We start from the raw sequence: 12,325 nt of genomic DNA on the forward strand, positions 1-12,325 counted from the left end.
ATACAAGAGAAAAGTAAGGAAATGTGAAGAAAATCTAAAAACAAAATAAAGATATAAGGAAAATACTTTTCATAAGTCGGCAGAAGTGCTAAAATCGTAATCAGCATAAAAAAAGGATGGACAAGTATGAAGAAACCACAGATGAAAGAGGAAACCAGAAAGAAGATAGATAATTTCTGGTATTATTACAAAATCCATGTACTGGTCGTTGTATTTATTTTATTTGTTGCAAGTGCTTTTATCAAAGATATCGTAACAAAAGTAGATTATGACTATTCCGTGGCATTTGTAACAGAGGAAATGATGACGAATGAAGAAATCTCTTCGATTCAAAGTGTATTTGAAAGAGAGGCAGAAGATTTAAATGGAGATGGTGAGATACACGTTGAAGTGCAGAATTATACAATTCCACAGGGAGACAGTGCAGACCCTCAGTTGGTTGCAGCAGGACAGACAAAACTTACGGTAGATATCCAGGAGGGAACGAGTATGATTTTCTTTTTAAGTCCTGGATGTTATGAAAGCTATAAAGACAGTGGCGTACTTCCGGCAGATGAATCAGAGTATATAAAGTTTTCGGATTGTACGGGTTATGAAGAAGCAGGAAGTCCAAAAGAGTTAGGTGATTTGATGGGAGCACTGCGCTTGGTAGAAGATACCAAACTGAAAAAAGACCAGAATAAAATGGACTATTATGAGGCGAACAAGGAATTGTTTGAAAAATTCACTGAAAAAACATTACGGGGCGAATAAGAGGGAGGTCATTCTATCAGAGATATCTAATAGAATGGCTTTTTTTCAAAATCTGTAGTATAATAACAAAGATTATGTCGAAAGAAAAGAAAGGCAGATAAAACTATGTTTGGATATATTACAGTGGATAAGCCGGAGATGAAAGTAAAAGATTTTTATCGATATAAGGCTTATTACTGCGGGCTTTGCAAAAGTCTTCAAGAGAATTATGGATTAAAGGGAAGAGTGACACTTAGTTATGACGTTACCTTTCTGGTTTTGGTGTTGACTTCCTTATATGAACCGAAAGAAGAAAAAAGCGAGTCGAGATGTCCGGTACACCCGATAAAAAAAATTCCGGTTTTGCAAAATGAAATTTCAAGATACGGTGCAGATATGAATCTTTTATTGACCTATTATCATTTTGAAGATGACTGGAAGGATGAAAAAAGTTTAAAAGGAATTGCGGGAATCCATTTCTATAAAAAGCAGGCAAAGAAAATCTGTAAGGAATATCCAAGGCAGAGCCGTGTCATCTGTAAGAGATTACGAGAACTTGCCGTATATGAACAAAAAGGAGAGACAGATATTGACCTTGTAGCCGGAACTTTTGGGCATCTGATGGAAGAATTGTTTGTTTTGAAACAAGACAGATGGGAACCGTATTTAAGAAAGTTTGGTTTCTTCCTTGGAAAGTTTATTTATATTATGGATGCTTATGATGACTTGGAAAAAGATTTAAAGAACGGAAGTTATAATCCATTAAAACCGTTTTATCATTCACGAACAAAAGAAGAGTATGAAAACAGTGTACGTGAAATGCTGGTTATGATGATGGCAGAGACCGGAAATGCCTTTGAACATCTTCCATGTGTTGAGGAAAGCCAGATTATTAAAAATATCATCTATTCAGGTGTATGGTCTAATTATAATAAAATTCAGAAAGAAAAACAGGAGAAGGAAAAAAATGTTAAATAATCCTTATGAAGTGCTTGGAATTTCTCCAAATGCTTCCAATGATGAAGTGAAAAAAGCATATCGCGATTTAAGCAGAAAGTATCATCCGGATTCTTATGTGGATAATCCGCTTGCAGATTTGGCAGAAGAAAAATTTAAAGAGGTACAGGAAGCTTATGACCAGATTATGAAAGAAAGAGACGGCGGATATCAAAGCGGATATCAGAGTGGTTCTTATCAGCAGAATTCCGGTTATCAGTATCAGGGAGCTTCTGAAGAAGAACAACGTCAGTATCAGGTAGCAAGTAATTACTTAAATGGACGCCAGTATCAACAGGCATTAAATGTACTCTCTGGCATGAAAAATCGAGGAGCTCACTGGTATTATTTAAGTGCAATTGCCAATATGGGACTTGGAAACAATATGAATGCATTGAATTTGGCAAAACAGGCGGTCAGTATGGAACCTGGAAATGCAGAATATAATAATCTGGTAAATCGTCTTCAGTGGAATACGCAGCGTTATCAGGGAATGGGAAATCCTTATGGAGCGGGCAGTGGAAGTGCTTGTGGAACTGGAAACTTCTGTTGCGATTTATGGTGTGCAGATAGTCTGTGTGAATGTATGGGAGGAGACCTTTGTTCATGCATATAAATGCAAAAAAAATGGCTGTTTCGGGTATTTTAATGGCAGTGACAGTTTTGCTGGTGTGTTTTGGAGGGATTTTGGAATCCAATACCTTGTTTTTACTTGCCGGAGCAGCGTTTTGTGTAGGAATTATCATAAAAGAATACGGACTAAAAACGGGAGTTGCATTTTTTATCGGAAGTGTGATTTTAAGTTTGCTTTTTACCCCTCAAAAACTGCATTGTATTACTTTTGCTTTGATGGGAGGTTACATTGTTTTAATTGAGGCGGTATTTCGGATACTTGGAATGCATCCGGACTGGAAACAAAGAAAGCTTTATTTTAACCTGTCAAAGGTTTTGGTTTTTAATCTGCTCTATCTTCCGGCACTTTTTATTGCACCGAAGCTGTTTTTTGCCGGAAAATTGTCAGATAAAGCCAGGCTTATTTTAATACTGGGAGGACAGGCTGCACTTTTTATTTATGATAAAGCTTACGAGTATTTTTTAGTACAGATATGGGAAAAATTGAGAAATAAATTATTTGGAAAACAAAATTAAGATGAAAAAAGAGGAAGAATATTGATGCATATTTTAAAAATACTGTCAGGTCCGTTAATTGGAGCTGTCATCGGATATTTTACAAACTACCTTGCGGTAAAAATGCTGTTTCGTCCCTTGCATCCGGTTAAAATCGGAAATTGGACGCTTCCGTTTACTCCAGGTGTAATTCCAAGAGGAAAAGCGCGTCTGGCAAGGGCACTTGGAAGTGCAGTAGGGGAACATCTGCTGACAAAAAAAGATTTAGAACAGATGCTGTTATCAGATGGAGTCAAGCAGGCAGTAGTAAGCCGTGTCAAGGAAGAAGTACGAAAAACTGCAGAGAGTGATGAAACGATAGAGACATTTTTACTGCGTTATGTAGAATCGGAACAGTATAATGAGACGAGAAAGAAATTAGAAGATTTTATTACCGGGCGGATTTTAGATGGACTCGATAAAATGGATGTCGGAAAGGTAATTGCAGAAGAGGGCGCAAAAGAAGTGAAGAAGAAATTTGAGGGTTCTATGGTGTCCATGTTTTTAAATGATGATTTAATTCATTCGATTGCCGAGCCGATTGGAAATAAAGTGGGCGAATACATTAAAGAAAATGGTCAGGAAAAAATCCATCCGATTGTAGTCGGTGAAATTGCAGTGGCAGAAGAAAGACCAGTCAGTGAGGTACTGGGAGGGCTTGTTTCAAGAGAAGAAAAAATTGGAATGGTAGTAGAAGCGGTATATGAAAAATTTGTCAGTGAGGAAGCTGGCAGATTTGCCGAACAGTTCCATATTGCAGAAGTGGTAGAAGAAAAAGTAAACCAGATGGATGTACTGGAAGTAGAAAATATTTTAATGAGTATTATGAAAAAAGAACTTCATACGGTAATCAACCTGGGAGCACTGATTGGATTTGTCATTGGTTTATTGAATCTATTATTGTAGGAGATTTATTCGAATTTTACAAAATGTGGGTACAAACTTGGCGGATGGTATGATATGATATGGATGGAAAAAATGCTCGGAAAACATGAAAATCCACCAAAAGAAGTAATTCCGATACAAAGACTGGATGCTAAATCTTTGCTGGAAAGAATGGACTCTGAGAAATAAGTTCTTATAATTTTTCCCAAAAAAGATTTTGATGGTACATAAAATCAAAGGAGGCAATTATGGCAAAATCAACGGTTTATTTTACAGATTTTCGCTGTCCGGTAGGGACAAGCCAGTTGGACAAACTGAAAAAACTTTGTATTGCAGCAGGAATCAAAGACATTGATATGGAAGGAAAATTTGTTGCAATTAAAATGCATTTTGGAGAGCTTGGAAATATGGCATTTCTGCGTCCAAACTACGCAAAAGTAGTGGCAGACCTTTGTAAAGAACAGGGAGGACTTCCATTTTTGACAGACTGTAATACGTTATATCCAGGCAGTAGAAAAAATGCACTGGAACATTTAGACTGCGCAAATCTAAATGGATTTAACAGTGTTACAACAGGATGTCAGATTATCATTGGTGATGGTCTTAGAGGAACAGATGAAATGGAAGTTCCGGTTGTAAATGGAGAATATTGTAAAACTGCCCTGATTGGACGTGCAATTATGGATGCAGATATTTTCATCAGCTTAAGCCATTTTAAAGGACATGAAGCAACCGGATTTGGCGGTGCAATCAAAAACATTGGAATGGGATGCGGAAGCCGTGCAGGAAAGATGCAGCAGCATGCCAGTGGGAAACCGGCAATTAATGAAGAATTATGTCGTGGATGTCATCGCTGTTCAAAAGAGTGTGGCAGTGATGCGATTATTTATGAAAATAAAAAAGCAGTGATTGACTATGATAAATGTAAGGGCTGTGGACGCTGTATTGGTGCATGTAGTTTTGATGCCGTTTATAATCCAAACAGCAGTGCAAATGAATTGTTAGACCGCAAGATGGCAGAGTATGCACAGGCAGTCTGTCATGGACGTCCATGCTTCCACATTTCACTGGTACAGGATATCAGTCCAAACTGTGACTGCCATGGAGAAAATGATGCACCGATTCTTCCGGATATCGGAATGTTTGCAAGTTTTGACCCGGTTGCATTGGACCAGGCATGTGCGGATGCCTGCTTAAAGGCAAAACCAATTGAAAACAGTCAGCTTGGAGAACATCTTTCACAGGAAGACTGGCATTGCCATCACGACCACTTTAAAGATTCCAATCCGAATATTGAGTGGAAAGCAACACTGGATCAGGCAGAAAAAATTGGTCTGGGAAGCAGAGAATATGAATTAAAAATTTTAAAATAAAAAAGAAATCTGCACAGAACATGTTTCAATGCTCTGCGCAGATTTTTTAGATGCTCTGCTAACTTAGTTGCCGAGTAGTTCACTATAATTCTTTTAACAGCACGTAACGTGGCAGTCCGCCATAAAGTGTGGCAGTTAACTGAATTTCATATCCATTTTTCAGCATATTATTTAAACTGAATCGGTTATCTGGATGTACGGTTGCCAGACACAGGCAATGCTGAAACTGATGTTTTAATTGTGCTTCGGCATTTTGAAGCATACGAGATTGCAGATGATTTCCCTGAAACTCAGGAGAGACAACGGCAGAATCCATATAGACTGTCTGCTGCATCTGAGTATCAGAAAAATTCAGTATCTGTCCAAGATAATTTTCTGATACAGCAGGATATTTAATGACAAAGAAACCGGCAAGTGTTTTATTATTTGTCCGTGTTGTGACAATAAATCCGTGTTTTTCAAGATGCTTTTTTAAATAAACATCATCATCGGTGGCAAACCATTCAGGGTGTTCCATTGTCTTATGTGCCTGATTCATCAATAGGCTTAGTTCGTTTAAATCTTCTAATGTGGCATTTTGCATAGTAAAATCCATAGCATAAACCTCCTAAAATAAAATAGTGGTATGATAAATTTCATATAAAAAATAAGTTAAGGCAAGTAAATCTGCGCTTCCGCCGGGACTTAAATTTGCTTTGACAAATTCTTTATCAATTACAGGAAGAACTTCAAGCTGTTTTTCGTAACTGCTGTTTTCTAAAAAAGAGGCAAGCTGTGTACGAATCGTTTGTGCAGTCTGATAATCAGAGCGGGTAATTAAATTGCTGTCCTGTGTGTAAGCAATATAGTGCAAAAGTAAAATACAGCCGGCATCATTTCTGGAAAAACCTGCTTGTAAAAGTTTTTTGTAAAGTGGAAGTCCAAGCTGAACTAAAGAAGGAAATCCTTTTTGGGCTTCTCCACGGATTCCGGTAACTTGATACTTCAAATAAAGTTTCTCTCCGTGAGTAAGAGAGGCAGAATCTTTTTTAGAAAGCGGTTTCAAATCATCAAGGAGATGAACTAACATTTCTTTGATGATTTCTGACAACTCGTCTGTTGTATCATCCAAAAAAGAAAGAGAAGGTATGGTTTTCTTTGAAACAGTATATCCAAGGGTGCAGCATAAAATCCCACCGGAAAAGACGGCTCCTTTATGGGTATTGACTCCATTTGTTGCCTGATACATGGTCTGTTCTGCTTCTAATCCAAGTACACGAAGAGAAGAAAAGACTTCAGGAAGAGGTGTGCCAAGACATCCTGCTTCCAGACCAAGGCGTGCACTTTGACAGAAATAAGGAAACAGACTGTCTGCACTTTTTAAGAAAAGTTCCCGATTCATGTCTTTATGGGAACCATTGTGACTGCGATCAACCAGCCCTGGCTTTAAGGTAGTATTGACTTCTGAAATCAGTGCCTGTGTCATCTGTGTTCCGATATAAGAAGAAAACACTTCAAAAAAATGCGCTTCAATGATAGAAAGAGTTTTTTTGGAAAGTTCCTTTGCAGAATGAGTGCGGGAACGGGAACAAACAAAAACAGGATTGTCACAGAGTAGGCAGGTGCGCCCAGAGAGTCCAAGCTCAGTGCGGGAGACTTTGGTAGAATCAGGGCGTAAAACATCCAAATCAAAGATACGGCCAAAAGAAGAGCCATCTTCAAATGCAGTCATATAGGATTTTAAAGTTTCCGGTGTGGTTCCTTTGATTAGAAAAAATGCTTGATATCCGGTATTTTCTTCCATGATTTTTTTAGTTAATAACGTAAGCTGATGCGTTGTTAAACAGGATTCGATAAAATGAATTCCCTCATAAAAGGCCCATACGGTATAAGGAAATACTTTTATTGGACCAGGAATATTTAAAGTAAAGCTGATTAAAGCGCAGTCTGATTCGGAAGTATGGTCTGAAAGCAGTTCCTGTTGAATCCATGCACGGTGTTCTCTTGCATCAAGAATTTCAGCCATAGTAGTTTGCACTCCGGTACTCCAGTTTTTATTGAGTAAATCCGACATCTTATAAGCCCTCCTTTTGCGACAGGATAGAAGCTCGCAGTTTTTGTCCGTCTTCAGAAACCAGGTATTCGTAAGTTGAAACCGGAACAAAATTTTTTAATGCCTCCAGCTGATTTTCAAGAAACAGTTTGCGAACAAGAGTGGCACTGATAATAGTGTCATCATTTTGCTTTCTTGGCAATTCAAAAACATCAATGCCATACTCCGGAAGGAGTGTTTTCATTTGCTGATTATAGGCATTTGTAACTTTAGAAAAAGGTTCTTCTCCAACAAAACGTGCAGTAATATGAAAGGCAGGCGCATAGTAATGTGCAAAAATTTCGAGGTCAAGTTTTGCGGTATCATTATTGATAACAGCGCGCTCTTTTAAAAAATAATCCGGAAAAGTAGCGTGTGAAATTAAATAATCGGAACTTCCATGTACAGAGACGTTAGAAAACTGAGTACAGCCTTTTTTTACAAGTTCAAGACGAACATCGGATGGAAATTCTGAGGCATCCTCCGATAAAACAAACACATGTAAGAGACTGCTTTTTTTGGCAGCTGTCTCTACCAGATATTGATGACCTTTGGTAAATGGGTTGGCGTTCATAACAATTGCACTGACAGGATGTGAAACATCGGAAGGAACAGCAGAAAATGGTTCGGCTTCTGATTTTAAATACTGTACAATTCCATCTTTTCGGTTTTCTAAAAGAAGCATGGTATCAGTTGCGATAATCTTATAAAATCCCATGTCGGTAAATACTGTCTGATAGGAAGGTTTGGTAAATAAAAACAGGTGAGAAATACCAGATTGTGCTGCCTGTTTAACAAGCTGGGTGACAATTTTGGCAAGGAGACCTTCTCCTTGATAAGTCTCGTCAATTGCGATACATTTTAAGACGTTTTCATAACGCGATCCACAGCCTAAAACAGAACCGTTTTGGTCTGTTAATAGAACAGAGTAGGAATAAAAGGAATCTGGAGTCAGACCGCTTTTTTTAAGAAAAGCTTCCATCTGTTTTTGCTTTCTCCCATGAAAAGGAAAACCTTCTTCGAGATAAGTATTTGAAAGATACATAAAAAAATCCCCCTTGATAAATAACATATACTTTATGTAAGGGTATCATATTTTTGGGAGGGCTGACAAGGTTGAAAGTTGAAACCGTAGAAATTTTGCGGTATAGTAAAGATATCTTGGATGATAGAGAAGGAGAACAAAAATCATGAGCGAAAAAATGAGTGTAAAAAAAGCAGAAGAATTTTCAACCAGTAACTGGTCAGGGGGAACTACCACCCAGCTTTACATTTATCCGGAGGATGGAAATTATGCAGAAAGAAATTTTCAGGCAAGAATCAGCAGTGCGACCGTAGACGTTGTGAAATCAGAGTTTACCAGCCTGCCAAATGTGAAACGTTATCTGATGATTTTTGAAGGACACCTGGATTTGATTCATGGTGTCAATACAAGAGTAGAATTAGAACCATATCAGGTGGATAAATTTGACGGTGGAATCCCGACTGTCAGTTATGGAAAGGTCGTAGATTTTAATCTGATGTTAAAAGATGGAGCAGATGGTGTAATGGAAACCGCACAGCTTAAAACTGCACAGCAGGCTGTGATTGAAAGAGAAAAAGATTATAATCTGTTATGTATTTATGTAAAAGAAGGCAGCATGAAGATTGCAAATCAGGAAGTGAGTGCCGGAGAACTTGCAGTAATCGAGGACTGGGAGCATCCCGTAGAATTAAAAAATGAGGCAGAAGCGATTGCAAAGGCCGGAATCTGTAAAGTGAAAACCGTGTAGATAATATAAGAAAGGAAAAAATTATGATAGAGATACTGGTACTTCAAAATCCGAAAGTGCTGGTAAATAAACAGGAGATGATGTTTCCATATAAAAAAGTAGAAGCTTTGTTGTATTATATGGCAGTGGAAAAATCGGCGACAAGAGACCAGATTGCAACGCTTTTATGGGAGGACTGTGATGAAAGTTCGGCAAGAAAAAACGTACGTCATGCGCTTTATACGATTCGTAAAGTGTTCGGAGAAGAGCTGATTACATCACCTACCAGACAAAATCTGGAATTAAATCAAGAACTGGAAATTGAAAGTGATTATGACCGTTTTTTAGAGGAAAATGAGAAAGACAGAACGGAAGTCTATAAAGCAGATTTTCTGCAAAATTTTTATTTGAAAAATGCGGGTGCATTTGAAAATTGGATGAATTTCAAAAGGGGAAAATTAAAAGAGATTTATTTAAACCGCCTTTACGAAAAGATGCAGAATGTTGAACATCTTTCCCTGAAAAAAAGGGAAAAATTATTTGAACGGTATACAACAGCAGAGCCAATTGATGAGAGGATTTATATGATGATGATGCAAATCTATGCAAAAGAAGGTTTGTATTATAAAGGAATCCGAATTTATCAACAACTGTCGGAAAAACTTCATACAGAATTTGGAATTCTTCCCGGAAAAGAAATTCAGGAATTTTATAATGAGCTGATGGAAAACTGGGTCAGTGAAAGCGAGCATAAGGAAGATGAGACACAAGGCGATGGACGAGAGAGGGAGCGATGTCTGCTTCGTGGAATTTACCGTAAATTTTTAGCAGGGGAAGAAGAGACGGTATTCTTAGCAGGTGAGAGTGGAATTGGAAAAACTTATCTGGCGGAGAGTTTTTTGAAAGAAATTCAGGAAGAATCGGTATTGATTATGCGTACCTCCTGTCTGGCAACAGAAAAAAATATGACACTTCAGGCGTGGAATACGTTGATGATGGAATTAAATACTTATTTGAAAGAGAAAAATATGACACTGCCGACAGAATATTTAAGAGCGGCAGACCAGCTGTTTCCACTTTTTTCAAGAAAAGAAGAAATTGTTCCGTTTGAAGATGTCGAAATTTCCTATAGTTACCGTACAGCGAGAAATTTGATTTTAAAATTATTTGAAGAACTTGGAAGACAGATACCGGTTGTCCTGTTTTTAGATAATATTCAAAATATGGATGCATCAAGTCTGGATTTTTTATCTTTGCTGATTCGTTCTCGAAATAAAAATCTGTTTATTCTGGGTACTTGTCCGGTAAACTGGGAAGATAGATTAAAGAAGAGTCTGTCGGTGCTTGTAAAGGAAAAGCAGATTACAAAAATTTTTGTTTCGCCTTTCAGCCGAAAAAATGTAGAACAGATGTTAGCAGAACGTCTTGGAAGAAAGAATGTAACAGAAAAATTCGTAAACAGTATTTACGAAGAGACAAATGGAAATCCATTTTTAATTCATACATTATTGGATTATTATAAGGGTATGGATTTAAAAGAAGACGAGGTTGTGCCGATGGCTCAGGTTTGGAAGATGCGTCTGGATTCGCTTCCACATAAAACCAGGAAGGTGTTAGAGCTGATTGCATCCTGTCAGGCATGGTCTGATATGGAGGCACTTGTTGCAATTTTAAGGCAGGATGAACTGGAAATTTTAGAAGCAATTGAAAGGTTAAAAGAAGAACATTTTATTTACGAAAAACAGGAAAAAGAATCGGTTCGTTTTTATTTTATTCATGAAAGTACTCAGCGTTATGTACATATTCAGATGTCCCCATCAAGACGTAGAGTGTTTCACAGTAAACTTGCAGAATATATTGCAAAAAGTCCGATTTATGATTCAAGTCGTTTTGAACGTTTAATTTATCACTATTGTCTTGCAGGAAATAAAGAAAAAACTTTAGAATATAAAATTCTTGCTCTGCAAAATTATGCCTATAAATCGTATGAGCATTATCCAGTTGCACCGCTTATGTCTGGAATAAAACAGGAGAGAGAAGAATCCGTATTAGAATATTGTGACCAGCTGGAAGAAGAATTAAAAGATATCTACGAAGAGAGTGGGCAGCAGGAAAAATATATTCGTTTTCATGTGATTTTAATGGAAACGCAGGCGCAGTATTGTATTCCGCAGGGATATTACAGACGAGGAATAGAATGTATTGAAAAAGCATTAAAATCCATTGGATGTATTGGAGAGGATGCAAAGGAAAAAATCCATTGTTTACGATTTCTGATTTATTATCGTCTGAATATCTGGGAAACAGAAAATTTAGAAGAACTTTTAGAAGAAAGTCTCAAACTGGCACAAAAACAGGGATATCAGGAAGAATATGCAATTACCTGCAGATTGTATGGAAGTTATTATGGCATGATTGGAAAATTTAAAGAGGCAGAAGAAAAACTGGAAGAAGCTTTGGAATATTTTAAAAGAGTTCCATTAAAAGAACGGATTTATGCGTCAAACATTTCCGGATGTTATAATTACATGGGGGAAATTCAGAGAAAACAAAAACATTTTAAAGAAGCGGAAGCGTATTATGAACAGGCAATTGCAGTCTGCCGGAAGAATCATATTCCGTGTACACCGGCTGTTTACTGCAATCTTGCCAGGGTTTATCAGGAACTTGGAGAAGTAGAGAAAGGTGAACTCGTTTTTTATCAGGCAGATTTATTGTACGAAGAATCTTTTATGCTGATTGGACGTTCGATCACGAAGGGAGCTCTGGCGTTGATTGAAGCGAAAAAGGGAGAATTTGAAAAAGCTTCGCTTTATCTGATGCAGGCAAAGAAAAGTGCCAATCAGCTGGATTCCCCTTATGCAAAGGGGCTTTTCGCCTTGCATGAATGGGAGTTAAAAAAGAAATATTCAGAAAAATTAAAAAAACTTTTGACAAAAGAAGCAGAGGAATATCGAAAAGAAGCAGAATATTATTTAAAATCATTAAAAAGTGTATATGAATTAGAAAAAATTTAAAAATATACGAATTTTTTTGCGTTTTTTTGACTACTCTTATGTTAGAGTATAATCACAGTAAAGATACGAATATTCCATTGTTCGTAAAAAGTGAAAGCCGTTGGGTAGACGGGAGTTGTTCATGGATGCTGAGCACGAAAGTATTCTTGAGCACGAAGCTTTCATCCCTGAAATTTTTGATTTCAGGGATGGAAGCATGCCACACCATATCTAGTCATAGATATCATTCCTTGCAAAGAGGCCGTCCTTGGGGCGGTCTTTTTGTATGTGTTCAATGATTCTTTACGCTTTATGTGGAAATTTGACAAATTTTATAGAAGAAGACGATAAAAA

At 37.4% G+C, this 12,325-nt stretch carries 11 protein-coding genes; 8 read left to right on the forward strand and 3 right to left on the reverse strand.

The annotated features are described in order from the left end of the window. The first annotated feature begins 126 nt into the window (after positions 1-126). The 6 genes from ACYQ2D_RS16100 to ACYQ2D_RS16125 all read left to right on the forward strand — a co-directional run bounded on the left by ACYQ2D_RS16100 (position 127) and on the right by ACYQ2D_RS16125 (position 5,153). Complete coding sequence (locus tag ACYQ2D_RS16100) at positions 127-753, forward strand: hypothetical protein (protein ID WP_459786224.1); 627 nt, start codon at positions 127-129, stop codon at positions 751-753. A 105-nt stretch (positions 754-858) separates the two neighbouring features. Further along, complete coding sequence (locus ACYQ2D_RS16105; protein WP_117456099.1) at positions 859-1,710, forward strand: DUF5685 family protein; 852 nt, start codon at positions 859-861, stop codon at positions 1,708-1,710. After that, the gene (locus ACYQ2D_RS16110) at positions 1,700-2,344 is read left to right on the forward strand and encodes a J domain-containing protein (protein ID WP_117456097.1); all 645 of its coding nucleotides are present in this window, start codon (positions 1,700-1,702) and stop codon (positions 2,342-2,344) included. Before ACYQ2D_RS16105 ends, ACYQ2D_RS16110 begins: the two co-directional genes overlap by 11 nt. Beyond that, positions 2,335-2,877 (forward strand): hypothetical protein, encoded by a 543-nt coding sequence (locus ACYQ2D_RS16115; protein WP_117456094.1) that lies wholly within the window; start codon positions 2,335-2,337, stop codon positions 2,875-2,877. Before ACYQ2D_RS16110 ends, ACYQ2D_RS16115 begins: the two co-directional genes overlap by 10 nt. A gap of 24 nt (positions 2,878-2,901) precedes the next feature. Next, a complete protein-coding gene (locus ACYQ2D_RS16120) occupies positions 2,902-3,801 on the forward strand; it encodes a DUF445 domain-containing protein (protein ID WP_459786225.1) in 900 nt (299 codons plus the stop codon). Positions 3,802-4,028: 227 nt separating this feature from the next. Continuing rightward, the gene (locus ACYQ2D_RS16125; protein ID WP_459786226.1) at positions 4,029-5,153 is read left to right on the forward strand and encodes a DUF362 domain-containing protein; all 1,125 of its coding nucleotides are present in this window, start codon (positions 4,029-4,031) and stop codon (positions 5,151-5,153) included. A gap of 82 nt (positions 5,154-5,235) precedes the next feature. Here the strand turns inward: ACYQ2D_RS16125 and ACYQ2D_RS16130 are convergent, their stop codons facing one another. Genes ACYQ2D_RS16130 through citC form a run of 3 tightly spaced genes read right to left on the reverse strand, consistent with a single transcriptional unit; the run spans position 5,236 to position 8,269 of the window. After that, entirely contained in the window at positions 5,236-5,748 is a 513-nt protein-coding gene (locus ACYQ2D_RS16130; RefSeq protein ID WP_459786227.1) for a GNAT family N-acetyltransferase, read from the reverse strand. Between the two features lie 12 nt (positions 5,749-5,760). Next, positions 5,761-7,206, reverse strand: coding sequence for a citrate lyase holo-[acyl-carrier protein] synthase (citX, locus tag ACYQ2D_RS16135; RefSeq protein ID WP_459786228.1), 1,446 nt, complete (start codon positions 7,204-7,206; stop codon positions 5,761-5,763). A 1-nt stretch (position 7,207) separates the two neighbouring features. Further along, positions 7,208-8,269, reverse strand: a complete 1,062-nt coding sequence (gene citC / locus ACYQ2D_RS16140) for a [citrate (pro-3S)-lyase] ligase (RefSeq protein ID WP_459786230.1) — start codon at positions 8,267-8,269, stop codon at positions 7,208-7,210. A gap of 145 nt (positions 8,270-8,414) precedes the next feature. Between citC and ACYQ2D_RS16145 the strand changes: the two genes are divergently transcribed. Then, a complete protein-coding gene (locus ACYQ2D_RS16145; protein ID WP_459786231.1) occupies positions 8,415-8,996 on the forward strand; it encodes a HutD family protein in 582 nt (193 codons plus the stop codon). A 23-nt stretch (positions 8,997-9,019) separates the two neighbouring features. Further along, on the forward strand, positions 9,020-11,992 hold the full coding sequence (locus tag ACYQ2D_RS16150; RefSeq protein ID WP_459786232.1) for an ATP-binding protein: 2,973 nt from the start codon (positions 9,020-9,022) through the stop codon (positions 11,990-11,992). Positions 11,993-12,325 lie beyond the last annotated feature (333 nt).

The sequence above is a fragment of the Blautia stercoris genome (genome assembly GCF_054657695.1).